This window comes from Mycobacterium sp. DL99 (genome assembly GCF_004762045.1).
GTDB lineage: Bacteria > Actinomycetota > Actinomycetes > Mycobacteriales > Mycobacteriaceae > Mycobacterium.
In genome coordinates this window covers 566,571-581,976 of the sequence record NZ_SJOM01000007.1, presented here as the reverse complement: position 1 = coordinate 581,976, position 15,406 = coordinate 566,571, and the positions used below count along the sequence as shown (strand labels likewise).

Genomic DNA, 15,406 nt, shown 5'->3' with positions numbered 1-15,406 from the left:
CGCCGCCAAACCGTCGGTCACCCTTGTAGGTTCGATTTTGCCGATGAAAGCACGAGCCAATAAGGAGGAAGACCAATGACGAATCATCCAGGGAGCTCGTTCTCCCGCCGCACGTTCATCCGCGGTGCCGCCTTGACGGTGCCCGTCGTCGGCGCTGCCGTAGTTGCGCCAGTTGCCTTGGCGGCACCACAGGAATGCGGTGATCCGTCCGGCAAGGTCGGCAATTGCGCGGCTCAACTGCCGCAGGAGTTCACCTCGACAAGTTTCAGCACGACGGCTATAGCAGGCGGCACAAACTACTCAATCCTGTTCAGCACGAACATCAGACGGGGTCCACTCATCCCGTCCGGCACCACCGGTTATCGCATCAGCAGCGTCAGCGTGTCCGGCACGAAGTTCGACGGCGCCCCGTTCTATCTGACACCGGGGATCGGTGAGGTCGGCCCGCGGCTGCTCAACGCCTTGTCCGCGTCGTCGTTGGGGTTCGCCCTCGACGTGCCATGGGACGCCAACCAGCTGGTGCGTTCATTCCTCTACACCTATGACGTCGAGTTTCTCACCGGCCTGACGGTGAATCAGACCTGCCGGTACACGACGACGATGACGCTGCGCGACAACGGGATGACGCTTGGCGGCGTCGGATCGGTCAACTTCTCCACACCGATGCTCGCCGAGTGCGAAACGGCGCCCCCGCCTCCGCCGCCCCAGTAGGGCGCCGTTCCAGCCACATCGAGTGCCACCGGTCCTCTGCCTGTATCGGTCGTTATCGGCGGCTGCCTGGAAGTTCGGGCGCCCGGGGGGCCGGCGTGCGAATAGCCGATGCGGCGCCTGGGAACAGCATGCGCCGGCGGGTATCAACGAAACGGCTCAGCTCGGTGAGCGAGCGTCGCTGGAGGTCGGCCCGCAACCCGCTGTCGGCCACAGTCTCCGCGAGCTGCAACGACATCAACTGCCTGAGGGAAGTGACAATCGGGTCACCGCGGTTGATGACCAGGACGTGCCCGTCAACACCAATGAAGCCACCGCCGTCAACCCACGGAATACCCCGGCTTCCACCCACCGGGATCTCGCCCTCCAAGTCGCGTCCGGCATGGCCAGAAAACGACAACGTGGCCTTCCGTGCCGCAGGGTCGATTGCATCGACGCGGATCTGGACGTAGGGCAGGTCCCGAGTATCCGGCCACGGTGACCAAACGTCACCAGCGACCAGCCCATACGTCCCGCGATGTGATGGCTGTAGGACTGAGTGGTTGTCAACGAAGCTGTGCACGAGCACAACTGGTTCGGGTTCTGCCGAATCCCATCCGGTGCGGTCGCGGTACTCGATGATGAAGTCATCGACTTCCAACGCCAAGTAGCCGGGAAGTTCTCGTGCATGCAGCGGCCGCAGCTCGACATGCGTCGATGTGTAGGCGTCGGTACCAATCGACATGACACGCGATCGGTCCAGCCACCCGCGGCCCCGCATGTTCGCGGCATTCAAGCCGGGCCCCCACGCGCCATAGGGGCCGACCGTGTTGATGTGGCAAGAACCCCACGTGGACATGACATCCCAGTCGTCGAGATAGTCCGCGTCGGGCTGATCGGCTCGGCGTGAATGGTCGAGACCGTAGACATGTCCCATCTCCTGCCCCAACAGGGCCGGGTGAACGTTGGTCGAGTCGCACACGGCCGCCCAACCATTCTGTTGCCCGTAAAGGTCTGTCGCCGTGTTCATCACGATCACCGCGCCGGTGAAATCGGCCGTCGAGTAACCCGCATCGTCGGCAGCCTGGCGGGCCGCTTCCACGAGTCCCGTACGGTTTATCTTCCCCTGCGGGGCCGTGGGAACGTTGCCGACATAATCGGCCTGCTCGTACGGGAGCGAGATCCAGGCTGACACTTTGGAACCGGTGAGATCTAGGGTGCCGTGCGACATCCGATCGAAGAACTCCACCATGTTGTGCGTGCCTGCACCGGCCGCAGTGAACATGTTCTCGAAGTACGTGTCCGATAGTGGTTCGGCGTCAGCGCCCTTCCACTTGCATCTCAGAATCAGCCACGGTGTCGATACAGCCATCGCCAGCCTCCTTGGCGTCCATGTGTGGGACCGTCCCAAGCAGGAGCCTGCGCCCATCTGGGCCGGTGATCACGAGTAGCCCACTACCTGTAAACGCTCGTAGCGAGACAGCACCGATGGCACTTTCGAGCCACCGTGAAGGCATAATTCACACACGGCAGCGCCCGTGCGCCGGACAGGAGAGCATGGCCGGCGCCGGTTGGAGAACCGCAGCCCGTCGGCTACCCGTGCGCCTTGCGGACCAGGTCGATGGCGTACTGGTTGACGAAGGTGCCTGCGGAGGCCTCTCCCGTGCCGCAGGCACCGTCGGACTCGCCGGGCCGCTTGACCCACAGGAACGCGTCGACGTTTCCGTTTCCGGTTGCCGTGGTCGGCGCAGCGCCGAGGGCCCGGCCGCTGGGGTTGCACCAGTACATCTCGCCATCGGCCGGTCCGGCGCCGTTGCGTGACGTGTCGATGACGTAGGGCTTACCGCCCGTCTGGCCCGAAATGGCGTCGCCGTAACCGACTTCCTCTTCGGTGGTGAAGAAGTTGGCGGTGTTGAGGCTGAAACCGCGCGCCTTGGCCACACCGACCCGGTTCAGCCGGTTCGCCATTTCACCGGCGGCCGTCCACCGGGAGTGGCCCGCGTCGACGTACAGCGCGGTGCCCGGATTGCGGGTCAGCGTGTCGACGGCATAGCTCATCAGGTTGTAGCGCTCCTCGCGCTGATCACCTGACAGACAGTCGGCCATGGCGAGCGCATCGGGTTCGAGGATGACCGCGGCCGGCCCGCCGCCGATGGCGGCGGCGACACCGTCGATCCAGCCCTTGTAGGCAGCGGCCGACCCGAATCCACCCGCGGCATAGCTTCCGCAGTCGCGATGCGGGATGCCGTACAGCGCCAGGATCGGCATGGTGCCGGCGGCCTGGGCCGCGGCGATGTACTTCGCGTCCACTGCGGGGCTGGAGACGTTGTCCATCCAGTACGCCGTGGGCGTGTTGGCGATCGCCTGCAGCTCGGGGCTCGGGTCGCCCTGCGCGGCGCGCGCGGCCTTCGACGAGGGATTGACGTAGAAATTCTGCCCCTCTAGCGGGTTGGAATCACTGACCAGGCGCACCGTCGGCGCCGGGTCTGCGGCAAGACCCGCGCCGACCACGGAGGCAACTGTCAAAACGGGGGCGATCCAACGCGCGACTGCACCAGCAGCAGAGGACATCACCTCAGGGAAAGTAATGGCGCGACGCGATATGCGCCAGTCGCTGGCTGCCGAGGTGGCGTGTCAGGCCTGGGCCCGGCCGGCCTCGAATGTGTCGAGCGCCTGGGTATAGAAGCGCATACGCTCGCGCAACTCGTCGGGGTTGATGTCGAACTCCTCGGGCAGGTAGCGATGTTTGCCTTTCCCGTCGCGCGGTTGGGCGCGGTGATGTTCGTCGAGCATTCCGGCGATGTCCGGCGGCTCCATCTGTGCTGCGGCGTAGATCCGGCGCACCGTCGCCTCGGGGTCGGACACCAGGTCGCGGTACTTGATATCGAGCCAGGTGGCGGTCGGTTCTGCCGAGGCTCGGACGGCGACGGCGCGCCGCAGCCACAGCTCGGTCTGCTCGGTTTGAAACCGGCCCACGTCGGCCCCGTCGACGTGGTCACTGTAGGTGGATCGGTACGTCGCGAACAGGCTCGCGCCGGACGCGACAGTCTCCACGATGTCGCGGTGCAGTTGCACGACGCAGGCGCCCGGATACGTCGCGATCACATGGCGGAGCTCCGCGGTGTGTGCCGGCGCCTTGAGGACCCAGCGGCGTCCGTCGCCGGCGTCGAGGATCTGCAGAATCCGGCGGTGCTGGTCGTATTCGGGCCCGAAGTCCTGACCGGCGAGCCAGGTCGCGTAGTTGTCCAGGCGGGTGGTTGCGGTGAACCCCCAGTTGCGCAGGGAGGTGCCCATGCCGAGCACGCACTCCTCGGGCAGGTGCGGCCCCGAGTCGTGCACGGCCGCCATTGCCGGGTTGAGGACGTGCAACAGGTACTGGCCGGCGGCGGCCGCCTCGAGGCGACGGTCGCGTTCGTCCGGGTCGAGGTCACCGGGTAGCCGCCAGGGAGCGCCGAGTTCGGCGGGGAGCGGCGCGCGCAACCGCGGGTCACGGTCGAGCAGCCGGAACAGGAACGTCGTCCCCGTGCGCCAGCCCCCGGTGATGACGATCGGCGGCAGCAATGGCCGGTGCCCGGCCGCGGGGTGCTCCTGTAGATAGCGGGTGATCGCGACCCGGGCGGCCAGCCGGCCGGCTGCCGTTCGCTGCGCGGTGAGCGCGCCGAGCGCATTGAGCCGGCCGTCCCCCTCGGCGGACTCGAGGTACTGCTGCAGGCCCGGACGCCACTGGTCGGGATCGCCGAGCACGCCGGCGCCTGCACCACGGGTGCCGCGGTCGATGACGATGTCGACGGCGTCGGTACCGAGCCGGTACCGGTCAGGGTGGACAGCCCGATCCTCTTCGGCCGCGGCATACGCCTTGCGTGCTTCCTGCGTGCGGGTGGGTGCGATCCAGCCGGTCATGAGCGCCCTGCCAGGTCGGCGAGGCGCACGACGCGTGTCGAGGGCACGACCGGCTGCTGCTCGGGCTGCAGGAACCGCATGACGACGATCCCGAACGATCGGCCCTCACTGTCGATCCAATCGCCGGCCGCCGGGCCGGGATCGGTGGCCGAGACCACGAATCGGTAGCGCCCGCCGTCGAGGTTCGCCGTAGCGCCGGTGTAGGACACCCGCCGATGGCGGTAGTCCAGTGAGTTGAGAAATCTACTGTACGCCAATATGTTCCAGTACCGACACGGCACCAGCTCACCTTCGATGAGCAGCGCTTCACCGGGGTCCAGCTGCCAGCCGCCGCGCACATAGTGGATGGCCGGTTCGGTGAACACCGCGCCACCGGTCATCTCGGTCCAGTGCCGCAACTGGTTCGGTGCCGTGCGATCGGCTGCCGCAGCGGCGTTCCAGATGCGGGGCAGGTGCAGTATCGCCGCCGACGCCTTGGACAGGTGCTTTCCGAACCGAGCCGGGTCGGTGGGTGCCGGGATCGGGGGCGACTCGACCGGCTCGATTGCACACCACCCGGGCTGCTCGGTCTGCACGTCATCGTGAAAGTGCCGTACCCAGACCACGGTGGCACGCTCGGGCAGGGCCAGACAGTCGCCGGACGTCGGTCGATCTCCGCCGACCGTCACCTCGTAGGCCCCGTCGGCGTCGAAAGTGATTGCATCACTGTCGATACGGGCGGTTGCCTGGGCACCGCTCCCGCCGGCGCCGTAAACAGTGATCGATACGTACGCCGCGTCTCCTCGATTCCCGCGGATCCGGTATCGGCCGTCGGAGCGAATATCGGCGACCCAGTACCGGAAGTCGGGATTGTCCATCAGAAACTTCTGGCGCCACCCGTTGAACGCGACGAACTCGGGTTTGTCGCGATCGACTTCGAAGCGCCCCAACTGATTTGACAGCGCCCGCAGCAGCGCGCGGAATCCATCCGCGCGCTCGGACCCCGGGAGGTTCGCCGTGTCGATCGCGAGTTGCTCACCCGCGGTTCGCAATCCGTCGACGAATGCACTCCAGGCCGCCACTTCGGCCCGGGGTTCGTCTGCGAGACCTTCGTCGGGCGCGGTCACGATGCATCCCCCCTCCAATTCCGGAAGCACATGCTTCCGGAATTGGATGCTGCCCGCTATGCTCGCGACATGTCAAGGCCGTACCGCGGCCAGGCCGCCGATGCACGGTCGTCGGATCGCCGCGCCCGACTGCTGCAGGCAGGCGTCGATCTGGTCGGTACCCACGGGGTAGCGGCGATGACCATGCGGGCCGTGTGCCGTGAAGCCGAGCTCAGCCAGAGGTTCTTCTACGAAAGCTTCACCGACACCGACGATCTGCTGCGCGAGGTCTACCGCAGCACGTTCGAGCGAGCACGTCACGTCATTCGGTCCGCCGGCGACCCGGATGCCGATCTGCACGCGCGCACTCGCGCGGGGGTGAGGGCGGCAGCGCGACTCGTCAAGGACGATCCCCGCCTCTGCCGAATCCTGTTGGTGGAGCCCATCGCCGACCTGAGGCTGCGGCAGTTTGTGCGCGACACCATCGGCACGATGACGCTGGGCACACTGACCGCGCCCATTGCCGGGGCCGACGCCGCATCGGCACCGGTCAAGATGCAGTACGCCACCGTATTCGGCGCCATCATCTCGCTGTTCATCGAATGGACCGAGGGCAACCTCGGTGCCGACCAGGAGGCATTCGTCGATCATGTGACGACGATGCTGCTGTCGTCACCGCTGGTGACCGACCATCAGAGCTACCCGACTGCCGCTCAGACATGGTTGAGACCATGAAGCTGAGCCACATCGGAACCCGCACCGACGACCGAAGCGGCGGTACGACGGGGTGGCTCGGCGCATCCGGATGTCAGTCGACGCTGGCGTAAAATGGCTCGAGTCCCGTCAGCAGATCATCGATCAACGCAGCAACAGCGTCCATCTCCTTCAGGTGGATCACCTTCTGCGTGGTCGTCGGCTTGTCGAGCTTGTAGGTGAGTTCGGTGTATGGATGCTTCGACATCCCCATGTAGACGCAGTACGGCAGAGCTTGTTCCCGGGTGTAGGTGACGTCAACGAAGAGCTTCCCTCGCGTCGCCGAGAAGATCAGTTCCACGTCGCGGTGCTCAGCCTCTGCTTCGGTCAGATTGTTGACCACGACTGTCCAACTGGAGAGCCGGAGAGGGATCAGGTCCTTGCCGAGCGGATTGAGGAACCGGGGAAGCATGCCGAAGATCGCCTCGATGTCGTGGCCGGTTGCGATCGTTGTGTGGACGCTTCTTGTCTCGTCGTACGTCCATCTGCCTGACGCTCTCGACAGCAGAATCTGCTCGAGTGAATAGCCGATGGCCGCGTTCTCGTATGAGATGGAGACCGTCACGCCGGTGATGCCGTTCACCGCGGCGAACAGTACGGTGTCATCGAACGGCACGTCCTGTGCGTTGTAGCGCTCGTCGATGAACGCATTGGAGTCGACACTCCATCCGCCGTCGACCTGGATCCCTCTTGTCGTGCTGGTCTTCGTCACCGAGTTCCTTTGAGTCCGTCCTGCTGCCGCGAGCGTCGCGGCACGCGGTGATCCCCACGGCCTGCATTGACGAGCAAACGCCCGATGAGCAGACCACAGTGGCGGGGACACCCAGTTGCGCGGGGTGGTGCCCAAGGGCACACCCCTCAAGTCCTCACAGTGACGGCACGGGTTCCAGTTCGACGGCGTGTTCGGCGGCTCGGCGTCCCGAGAACACGCAGTCGGCTATCGACAATCCACTGACGTACGAGTTCGCACAGATTCCGATCGCCGTGCGCCCCGCCGCATAGAGACCCGGAATTGCCTGGCCTTCAGGCGTTTTCACCGCTCCGGTGACCTCGTCGACAATCAGGCCGCCGAGGGTGAACATGGGGCACGGGTTGATCAGACTGCGCTTGATGGATATCGCGATCAGAGAGAACGGTCCCTGCTCGACGGGCTGCACGAATTCGGCGGGCTTTCCCATCGGGTCCGGCAACCCGCCTTCGGCCGCGGCATTGTGTGCCTCGACGGTAGCCCGCAGGCCCGCCGGATCGACACCGGCCTTGGCTGCCACTTCCTCCAGCGTGTCCCCGACGACCCGGTCCATGCGCAGCATGGCTTCCATCTGCAGACGCTGAAACCAGATGGCCTGCTTGGGAAGTTGCGCGCGCGCCTCGTCGAGCAGACGCCGATCGGCCAGAATCCAGCCGCGGCCGCCGTGGTCTTGAATCATGGCGTGCCCGACGGCCGCGCCGTAGCGGGTCTCGTCGATGAATCGTTGTCCGGCTTGATCGACGACGAGGGCGCCCAGGAACGCGCTCGGTGGGGTGATGAATCGCCAGGCCGATACGTTGTCGAGGCGATCGACGGCGGCACCGACATCGGCGGCGAGAGTGATTCCGCTGCCGTCGTCGGCGCTGGTGCCGAGCTGAAGGCCGTCGCGGTACTCCGGTGCATGCTCGGCGATCCATTCGCGATTGGCGATGTAACCGCCCGCGCTGAGGATGACCGCCTGGCGCACATGAATATCGACGGTGCGGGCATACCTGCGCTCCAGACGGTTCAGGAGCTTTTCCATCGCGGCCCGCAGTGGCGGGTAGTAGATGCCCGGTTTGATCGCGAGCTCGGCGTATGCGCGATAGCGGCGCTGAACCCAGGCCGGCGCATCGGCGAGCGTGCTGGCCCGCACGCCGACCACCCGGCCGTCCGAGTTGGTCAACAGCGCGACTGCGCGGGTGTGGAACTGCGTGCGTACCCCGAGGGCCTCGGCTGATTCGGCCAGGGGTTGATAGATCTTCTTGCCCGAGGCTCCCGGTCCTTTGGCCCGGTGACCACGTTGCGCGGGCGGCGTGACCGCCCGGAATCGCCCGGAGTTCTCGCTGCCCGAGTAGTACAGGTAGTACTTGTTGTTCGGGTAGGACGTCTTGTACGGGCACACCGACGCTTCGAACGGCACGCCATGTTCGGTGAGCCAGTCGATCATCGCCGGGCTGGTGTCGACGAAACGGCGAAGTGTTTCGGGACGCACGGCATCGCCGATCTCGGCCTGCAGGTATGCGTACATCGCATCGGCGTTGTCGTCGACACCGGCCTGCCGCTGCACCCAGGTACCACCACCGGCGTAGATGATCCCGCCGGACACCTGAGTGGCGCCGCCGCCGTTGAAGCGGTCGATGGCCAGCACATCGGCGCCTCTCGACCGTGCTTCCAGGGCGGCACAGACCCCAGCCGCTCCATATCCGACCACGAGGACATCGACTGTGCGTGCGTCTGGCATGGCTCTCCCTGAAAGTGATCGACGACCGCTCTTAAACTCCTAGTTTGTACTCAAAGTACAAACTACGCGCAAGGACGCTCGTAGACTGCGCTCGTGGCCGAACAGACCGGGCGGACAGTGCCCCCCGCCGTGGCCGAGAAGCTGTACACCGCGACGGACCTCATTGCCGCCCGCGGGCTGGAGAAAACGAAGATCGAGGACATCGCCAAAGCATCAGGCGTCCCGAAGGCAACGCTGTACTACTACTTCAAAGGCAAGGACGACATCCTGGCCTTCCTCTTCCGGGATTCGCTCGATGCACTCGCCCGCGACGTCGCCTCGGCGGCCGACGCCCCCGGGCCGGGCCGAGACCGATTGGCCACCGTGATCCAGGTCCAGGTTGCGCACACCATGCACCGACCGGGCACCGCCCAGGCACTGGTCGGTGATCTGGGCCGCGCAATCCGACTGCCCGAACTCGCGTCGGCCGTTCAAGAGGCTTTCTACGAACCCATCGCCCGAGTGCTCGAGGCCGGGGCCGCCGATGGCTCACTGCGGAACGTCGCCGACCCGCAGGGCACCGCGATCAGCATCTTCGGCGCCATCATGATGACCGCGATGCTGCACAACGTCATCAACTCCGAGAAGACGCAGGACGAAGTCGCCGACGAGGTCATGCATCTCATCGAGAACGGGCTCGCGCCGTCACGCTGATCGGTTCAGACATGATGGAGCCCATGAGCCACACGCGAACCCAGTCTGCAAACCGGCCGGCAGCCACATCGATGGCCATCGCAATGGTGCTGGGTCTGCTGGCAGCGGCTCTGGTGTGGGGTCCGGGTGCCGGGCGGGCGTACGCGGCGGAAGCGTCACCGGCCGGGGACGCGCTGTCCATCGGCGACCCTGCCGCGCCGGGCCAGATCGACCTCTATCTGGATCCGCTGTGCCCCTACAGCGGGAAGATGGTGCGCGAGCAGGGCACAGAGATCGGCCGGCGCATCGAAGCCGGCAAGCTCCACATCAATCTGCGGCTCGTCAATTTTCTCGAAAAGTACTCGGCCAGCGGCACTTACGACAGCCGGGCGATCTACGCGGCCTTCATCGTCGCCGATCACTCGCAATCGAGCGACGTCACCTGGAAGTTCATCGAGCAGATCTTCGCCGCCGATCAGCAGCCGAAGGAGAAAGGCCAGACCGATCTGAGCAACGATCAGCTCGCCGGCCTGGCCGACCGCGCCGGCGCGCCGCCGTCGGCTCAGGACATGATCAAGCTGGGCCTTCCCATCCCCTTCGACGGACATGCCATCGCCGCCAACAACCTGCCGCTCCTACGGGAGCTCCCCGACTCCGGAGTGCCGATGGTGGTCATCGATGGCGAATCGGTCGACGGAAACTCTGATTGGCTCGACCGCCTGCCGCGCTGACTATCGAGGGGTTCCGATCGGCGGCAGCGAGCCGACGGCCTCGAGCTGATCGTGCTGGGCAGCGAGGGTATCGGCGAGGAACGTCCGGGCGATGAGCAGCAGTTCGGCGATCTTCGGATGCGCGAGGGTGTAGTACACCGCGTTGCCGACGCGATGCCCGCTGACCACATGATGGCGTTTGAGGACCGCGAGATGCTGGGACAGCAGAGTCGGTTCGATATCGGTGGCAGCCAGGATCGTGCTGACCGGGGTTGGCTCCTCGTTCATGGACAGGATCTCCAGCACCCGGATCCGCGCCGGGTGCGCCAACGCCTTGAACAGGTTGGCCTTGATCTCGTACAACGGCCGCTCGGGGCCATCCAGGACGCTGTCGACCACCACTGCCCCAATGATTGATGGATTGATGAAATTCGCAATCCATCATAGCGACCGTTACCCTTCAGCAATGCCCACCGGCCAAGCCCCACGCACCAAACCGGGCCCGCTGCAGTACATCGGGTACTGCTACGGCAAGCGGCTACCCGACTCGATGCGCGACTGGGTGGCCAACGACCTGGCAGGCCCCGGAGCCACGATCCGGATGATGGTTCGCGTCGCGATCCCCGCTGTCCTCGTCCTGGCGCCGATCTGGTTCATCCCCATGTCGCTCTACCTGCACGCCAGCATGACGGTGCCCATCTTCATCCCGTTCGTGTACTTCTCCCACGCACTGAACAAGGTGTGGCGACGTCACATGCTCGTCAAACACGGCCTGAACCCGGCCCTCATCGACCAGCTGTCACGCAAGAAGAATGCGCACATACATCAGGCCTATGCCGAACGCTACGGACCGCGCACGGGCCCGAGCAGCAGCGGCGATATCTGACCGCGCACCGCTGCAACCATCACGTCGCTGATCGGTCAGGGCTGGAGGGTGCACAACGTGAGGGCGAAGGCCGGCGCCGCGGCGGTCCCGATGACGATGAGCAACATCGTCAGCGACTGCGGGTGCCACCACATCGAACGCCGGGGCTGCATGAGACGGGCAAGACGGTCGGTCACCGCGGTACCGGCCGCGGCCAGCACGCCGTCGGGGAGGCGGAGCCGGGTGCTCAACGTGACGAGCCCGGCCACCAGCGGCCCACGCCCGTGCCTGCGGGTGGCCGCATCGTCGGCGCACATCTCCAGTAATGCCGGTACAGCCCGCGCCGCCGCCCGCATCAGCGGAAGCCGCGGCAGCGCCGCCGCGAGCGTGTTGAGCGTCGCGATGATGTGGTGATGGCGTCCACGGAGGTGTGCCCGCTCGTGGGCCAGAACCGCGGCCAAGGCCGGCGGATCCAGTAAGTCCAGGGCGGCGGTCGTGACGACAATGGCGCGCTGCCGGCCGCCGGATACGCAGTATGCCGTCGGTTGATCAGCTGTGATGGCGACGACGCCATCGTGGTCGGTAGGCGAGCCGATGATCCGGACCGCTTCCGCGTGTCGGCCATTGGCGCGCCGCACCCGGTACAACGCGACGATCACCCGACGCGTGGTGTTGGTCGCCACCGCGGCAGTGACCGCAAGCAGGGCGACGACCAATACCGTCGCCACGGTGGGCGGTAACGTCACCGCGCTGGCGATCCCCAATGTTTCGACGCAGAACGTCGGTGCGCTGCGAGTGATCAGGCTGTGGGCGGCACCCGCGATCAGGATCACCAACGCCGCCACCCAGGCGAATGACGCGGTTGCGACGACCACCAGCCAGCCCGCTACCGAGAGCCGGGGATGAATGTTGGTCGAGATCGGGCCGGTGAACAGCACCGGCGCCAGCCAGCTCAAAGCCATGGCGTAGCCGAGGAGAAAGGTGACAGCGTTCATCGTGGCTGCCCCTCGGTGAACCGCTTGAGCGCCTGCCGGAGCTTTGTCGAGTCGTCGTCGACGATCTGCTCGAGGAAGAAGTTGAGGATCAGCTCGCTGTCACCGCCGGATTCGAACACGGTGCGCATGAGCTGCGCGGAGTGTTCCTCGCGGCTCATCACCGGCCGATAGCTGTAGGCCAGACCGACCTTCTCCCGCTGCAGCCATCCCTTTCGAAACAGGTTGTCCATCGTCGACATGACCGTGGTGTAGGCGATCTGACGCTTGGCGACGAGCTCATCGTGCACGCTGCGCACTGTGGAGGCCTCCGCACGCGACCAGAGCACTTCCATCACCACAGCTTCGAGATCGCCAAATCCCTTTATTCCCATACCCATTACCGCCCGCCAAGATGCGCCGTCAGCATTTCCCGGCCTCGCACGCCAAACCTATGTAGCGCGATAGTAGCCGCTCGCCTCATTTCGCTACGCTCCCGATCTCGCCGCCACGGGAATCGGCGCCCGCAGCGGAAGATTCTGTGACAGGGGTTCCCGAACGGGCACGCCGCCGCCACAACCGAATTGACCGCCACAGGATGAGGACCACCACCACGCCCAGGATCAGCCAGGGATCGCTGACGCCCGATGACAGTCGACCCAGCCAAACCTGCAGGTCATACTGTGCGTCGACGGACATCAAGCCGCCGAGATTCGCGGTGCCGTCGGTGAACAGGAACACCCCACCGAGAACGATGAATACCGCCCCGGTGAGCAGCGAGGTGGTGTGGGTCTCCAGCGGGCCCAGACGTACCGGTCGCCCCCGCAGCCAGGTCCGCTTCGACAGGTTGAAGCGGTCCCACAACCAGGCGAGCAGGAACAGCGGCGCGGCCATCCCGAGGGCGTAAACGGCCATCAGCAGGGCCCCGTAGGCCGGGTCGGCGCCCATCGCCGACATGGTCAGGACCGCGCCGAGCAGTGGGCCCGCGCAGAAGCCGGCCAGTCCGTAGACAGCGCCCAACGCGAGCACCGAGGCGGTGCCGGAGATGTTGATCCGTGCCGTCATCCGTTGCATGGAGGACAGGCTGAATCCCTTGCCCAGCAACGTAATAAGACCGAACCCGATCAACACCAGCCCACCGGCCGTGGTCATTTCACTGCGATAACGCGTGACGACGCTGCCCAGCGCCCCAACGCCGGCGCCCAATGGCACCAGCACCACGCAGAGCCCCACCCAGAACGCGAAGGTGCGGCCGATCAACAGGTGCGCCCGATCGAAGGCGTAGGCGAAGAACGACGGTAGGAGCAGAGCCGAACAGGGACTGAGCAGGGAGGCCAACCCGCCCAGGAAGGCTCCGAGCAGTCCGACGCCACTCACCGGCCGGCCAACGCCCCGTCGATGGCGCGCACGAAGTCCTCGGTGGGCTGCGCACCGAGCATCGGCACGTCGTTGATCAGGAATGCCGGAGTGCTGGGGACGCCGATCCCGGTGCCCTGCGCCAGATCGGCATTGATGGCGGCGTCGAAGGTGTCTCCGCGCATCGCGGTGGCGAATCTGTCGATATCGGGGACACCGGCCTGCCTGGCGAAGCCGATCAATACCTCGTCGGTCAGGTCTGCCTTCGACCGCTCCGGCGCGGCCGCGTAGACGGCCCTGTTGAACTCCCAGAACTTGCCTTGCTCAGCCGCTGCGCGTCCGGCCCGTGCTGCTGACATCGACTGCGGGCCGAAGATCGCGAAGTCACGCCACTCGATGCGGAGCTTGCCCGCATCGACGTAGCGCTTGACGAGTTCCGGCTCGATGTTGCGGCTGAACTTGGCGCAGAACGGGCATCGATAGTCGGAGAACACCACCAATGCCACGGGCGCGTCGGGAGAACCCAACGCGAGCGGGTCCCCCGCCTGGCGACGCTCCACCGGAGGGCGGCCCCCGTCGGCGCCGCCGGACGATTCGGCACCGGTTGTCAGGGACGTCGCCGACGGCCCTGCGGCGGGCGCGGCGGAGACCGCGTCATTGTCGGGACGTATCAGCAGGTAGGCGATCAGGGCAGCCGCGATGACAACAAGCCCCCCGATGAAGATCAGGTCCTTGTTGACGCTTTCTCGCCGTCCGGTCACTGCGCACCTCCATGCTAACCTCGCCTACGTAGCTACGCCGTAGCTACGTATTCCGTTCTAGCACACCGCGTCGCCGGGACGCAGGGACAGATGGGAGACGCCGGGATGTCGGTGGGTTCACCCCAAAAGCGGCCAGTACCAATCCTGTCGGCATTCGCGCTGATCCTGGTCGCCACCATCGGCGTGGCTTTCTGGCGGGCCGATGCCCCATTCGGCTACGGCCCCGCCTACACAATGGCCACCTCCAGCGGCCCCGCCGGGGCGCTGTCCCAGCAGACGCCGATGTTCACAAAACTGACGCCCGGCGAGCCTCAGGTGAGCTTCACCACAACGTCGGGCGCCACGCTGGTCGACGGTGGGACATACGGTGTCGGCACGGTCGTCGTGGCCAACTTCGACGGACCGGTTGCCGACCGCGGGGCCGCAGAGAAGCAGCTCTCGGTCAAGACCGTTCCGCCTGTTGAAGGTTCCTGGTATTGGATGAACAACCAGCGTGCCCACTGGCGGCCGCAGAGCTACTACAGCCCGGGCACCGAGGTCGTCGCGATCGCGAACGGCCAGGGCATTGACGGCGCCCCCGGCCAAGGAGGCAGTCGAGTTTCGTTCCGCATCGGAGAATCTCACGTATCCATCGCCGACGACGCCACCAAGCAGATCCGCGTCTACCGCAATGATGAGCTGGTCCGCACGATCCCGACCTCGATGGGCATGGGCGGATCCGAGACCGTTGCCGGCAAGACAATTTCGTTCTGGACCCAGCCGGGCGTCTATACCGTGATGGACAAGGCCAACTCCGTCGTCATGGACTCCTCCACCTACGGGCTGCCCGTCGATTCACGGCTGGGCTACAAGGTGACCGTCAACAACGCGGTTCGACTCACCAACAACGGGATCTATGTCCACCAACTCGACGGCACGGTCTGGGCGCAGGGCAAGACCAACACGTCGCACGGATGCCTGAATGTCAACGCCGACAACGGGCGGTGGTTCTACGAATTCTCACAACCCGGAGATGTGTTCGAAGTGCGCAACACCGGCGGCGAGCCTCTGCCCGTTTGGCAGAACGGCGACTGGGGCGTGCCGTGGGACAAATGGCTCGGCGGCAGCGCTCTACGGTGACGGCCCGTCGGGTCCGCGACCCCTCCGGACCCGATATTCCGCCTGTGACCTGGGCC

General features: G+C 65.7%; 17 protein-coding genes. 6 read left to right on the top strand and 11 right to left on the bottom strand.

Annotated features, from left to right (window positions below):
- Window positions 1–75: 75 nt before the first annotated feature.
- Entirely contained in the window at window positions 76–711 is a 636-nt protein-coding gene (locus EYZ64_RS02910; RefSeq protein ID WP_135451779.1) for a hypothetical protein, read from the top strand.
- Between the two features lie 52 nt (window positions 712–763).
- Here the strand turns inward: EYZ64_RS02910 and EYZ64_RS02905 are convergent, their stop codons facing one another.
- From EYZ64_RS02905 to EYZ64_RS02890, 4 genes are all read right to left on the bottom strand, one after another.
- Window positions 764–1,972 (bottom strand): metallopeptidase domain-containing protein, encoded by a 1,209-nt coding sequence (locus tag EYZ64_RS02905; protein WP_135451778.1) that lies wholly within the window; start codon window positions 1,970–1,972, stop codon window positions 764–766.
- 308 nt (window positions 1,973–2,280) lie between these two features.
- Window positions 2,281–3,258, bottom strand: a complete 978-nt coding sequence (locus EYZ64_RS02900; RefSeq protein ID WP_135451777.1) for a glycoside hydrolase family 6 protein — start codon at window positions 3,256–3,258, stop codon at window positions 2,281–2,283.
- 63 nt (window positions 3,259–3,321) lie between these two features.
- On the bottom strand, window positions 3,322–4,587 hold the full coding sequence (locus tag EYZ64_RS02895) for a sulfotransferase family protein (protein ID WP_135451776.1): 1,266 nt from the start codon (window positions 4,585–4,587) through the stop codon (window positions 3,322–3,324).
- On the bottom strand, window positions 4,584–5,693 hold the full coding sequence (locus EYZ64_RS02890) for a DUF1214 domain-containing protein (RefSeq protein ID WP_286174584.1): 1,110 nt from the start codon (window positions 5,691–5,693) through the stop codon (window positions 4,584–4,586). The genes EYZ64_RS02895 and EYZ64_RS02890 overlap by 4 nt, the downstream gene beginning before the upstream one ends.
- Window positions 5,694–5,762: 69 nt before the next feature.
- Between EYZ64_RS02890 and EYZ64_RS02885 the strand changes: the two genes are divergently transcribed.
- On the top strand, window positions 5,763–6,407 hold the full coding sequence (locus tag EYZ64_RS02885; RefSeq protein WP_167857686.1) for a TetR/AcrR family transcriptional regulator: 645 nt from the start codon (window positions 5,763–5,765) through the stop codon (window positions 6,405–6,407).
- A 73-nt stretch (window positions 6,408–6,480) separates the two neighbouring features.
- Here EYZ64_RS02885 and EYZ64_RS02880 read toward each other — a convergent pair whose 3' ends face one another.
- Both EYZ64_RS02880 and EYZ64_RS02875 read right to left on the bottom strand, forming a co-directional pair.
- Window positions 6,481–7,137, bottom strand: coding sequence for a hypothetical protein (locus EYZ64_RS02880; protein ID WP_135451774.1), 657 nt, complete (start codon window positions 7,135–7,137; stop codon window positions 6,481–6,483).
- A gap of 154 nt (window positions 7,138–7,291) precedes the next feature.
- Window positions 7,292–8,896, bottom strand: coding sequence for an FAD-binding protein (locus EYZ64_RS02875; protein ID WP_135451773.1), 1,605 nt, complete (start codon window positions 8,894–8,896; stop codon window positions 7,292–7,294).
- Window positions 8,897–8,989: 93 nt separating this feature from the next.
- On the opposite strand from EYZ64_RS02875, the gene EYZ64_RS02870 reads away from it, so the two are divergent.
- Together EYZ64_RS02870 and EYZ64_RS02865 are read left to right on the top strand one after the other, a co-directional pair.
- Window positions 8,990–9,589, top strand: coding sequence for a TetR/AcrR family transcriptional regulator (locus EYZ64_RS02870; RefSeq protein ID WP_286174583.1), 600 nt, complete (start codon window positions 8,990–8,992; stop codon window positions 9,587–9,589).
- Between the two features lie 71 nt (window positions 9,590–9,660).
- Entirely contained in the window at window positions 9,661–10,299 is a 639-nt protein-coding gene (locus EYZ64_RS02865; RefSeq protein WP_167858069.1) for a DsbA family protein, read from the top strand.
- On the opposite strand, the gene EYZ64_RS02860 is transcribed toward EYZ64_RS02865, so the two are convergent.
- Window positions 10,300–10,677: an ArsR/SmtB family transcription factor gene (locus EYZ64_RS02860; RefSeq protein WP_135459766.1), complete on the bottom strand. Its 378-nt coding sequence runs from the start codon at window positions 10,675–10,677 to the stop codon at window positions 10,300–10,302.
- Between the two features lie 67 nt (window positions 10,678–10,744).
- Here EYZ64_RS02860 and EYZ64_RS02855 point away from each other — a divergent pair, with 67 nt between their 5' ends.
- Window positions 10,745–11,164: a DUF5313 domain-containing protein gene (locus tag EYZ64_RS02855; RefSeq protein WP_135451772.1), complete on the top strand. Its 420-nt coding sequence runs from the start codon at window positions 10,745–10,747 to the stop codon at window positions 11,162–11,164.
- Window positions 11,165–11,199: 35 nt separating this feature from the next.
- Here the strand turns inward: EYZ64_RS02855 and EYZ64_RS02850 are convergent, their stop codons facing one another.
- From EYZ64_RS02850 to EYZ64_RS02835, 4 genes are all read right to left on the bottom strand, one after another.
- On the bottom strand, window positions 11,200–12,138 hold the full coding sequence (locus EYZ64_RS02850) for a M56 family metallopeptidase (protein ID WP_135451771.1): 939 nt from the start codon (window positions 12,136–12,138) through the stop codon (window positions 11,200–11,202).
- Complete coding sequence (locus EYZ64_RS02845; protein WP_135451770.1) at window positions 12,135–12,509, bottom strand: BlaI/MecI/CopY family transcriptional regulator; 375 nt, start codon at window positions 12,507–12,509, stop codon at window positions 12,135–12,137. The genes EYZ64_RS02850 and EYZ64_RS02845 overlap by 4 nt, the downstream gene beginning before the upstream one ends.
- Window positions 12,510–12,594: 85 nt before the next feature.
- On the bottom strand, window positions 12,595–13,491 hold the full coding sequence (locus EYZ64_RS02840; RefSeq protein ID WP_135451769.1) for a cytochrome c biogenesis CcdA family protein: 897 nt from the start codon (window positions 13,489–13,491) through the stop codon (window positions 12,595–12,597).
- Window positions 13,488–14,231 carry a DsbA family protein gene (locus tag EYZ64_RS02835; protein WP_135451768.1) on the bottom strand — a complete coding sequence of 248 codons (744 nt, stop codon included), beginning with the start codon at window positions 14,229–14,231 and terminating at the stop codon, window positions 13,488–13,490. The genes EYZ64_RS02840 and EYZ64_RS02835 overlap by 4 nt, the downstream gene beginning before the upstream one ends.
- Before the next feature lie 90 nt (window positions 14,232–14,321).
- On the opposite strand from EYZ64_RS02835, the gene EYZ64_RS02830 reads away from it, so the two are divergent.
- Window positions 14,322–15,350: a L,D-transpeptidase gene (locus EYZ64_RS02830; RefSeq protein WP_286174582.1), complete on the top strand. Its 1,029-nt coding sequence runs from the start codon at window positions 14,322–14,324 to the stop codon at window positions 15,348–15,350.
- Window positions 15,351–15,406 lie beyond the last annotated feature (56 nt).

Bases quoted from the DNA above. Each gene is read 5' to 3' on its own strand.
- EYZ64_RS02910 (WP_135451779.1), top strand. From the start codon at position 76: ATGACGAATCATCCAGGGAGCTCGTTCTCCCGCCGCACGTTCATCCGC.
- EYZ64_RS02905 (WP_135451778.1), bottom strand. From the start codon at position 1,972: ATGTTCACTGCGGCCGGTGCAGGCACGCACAACATGGTGGAGTTCTTC.
- EYZ64_RS02900 (WP_135451777.1), bottom strand. From the start codon at position 3,258: ATGTCCTCTGCTGCTGGTGCAGTCGCGCGTTGGATCGCCCCCGTTTTG.
- EYZ64_RS02895 (WP_135451776.1), bottom strand. From the start codon at position 4,587: ATGACCGGCTGGATCGCACCCACCCGCACGCAGGAAGCACGCAAGGCG.
- EYZ64_RS02885 (WP_167857686.1), top strand. From the start codon at position 5,763: ATGTCAAGGCCGTACCGCGGCCAGGCCGCCGATGCACGGTCGTCGGAT.
- EYZ64_RS02875 (WP_135451773.1), bottom strand. From the start codon at position 8,896: ATGCCAGACGCACGCACAGTCGATGTCCTCGTGGTCGGATATGGAGCG.
- EYZ64_RS02865 (WP_167858069.1), top strand. From the start codon at position 9,661: ATGGCCATCGCAATGGTGCTGGGTCTGCTGGCAGCGGCTCTGGTGTGG.
- EYZ64_RS02855 (WP_135451772.1), top strand. From the start codon at position 10,745: ATGCCCACCGGCCAAGCCCCACGCACCAAACCGGGCCCGCTGCAGTAC.
- EYZ64_RS02850 (WP_135451771.1), bottom strand. From the start codon at position 12,138: ATGAACGCTGTCACCTTTCTCCTCGGCTACGCCATGGCTTTGAGCTGG.
- EYZ64_RS02845 (WP_135451770.1), bottom strand. From the start codon at position 12,509: ATGGGAATAAAGGGATTTGGCGATCTCGAAGCTGTGGTGATGGAAGTG.
- EYZ64_RS02830 (WP_286174582.1), top strand. From the start codon at position 14,322: ATGGGAGACGCCGGGATGTCGGTGGGTTCACCCCAAAAGCGGCCAGTA.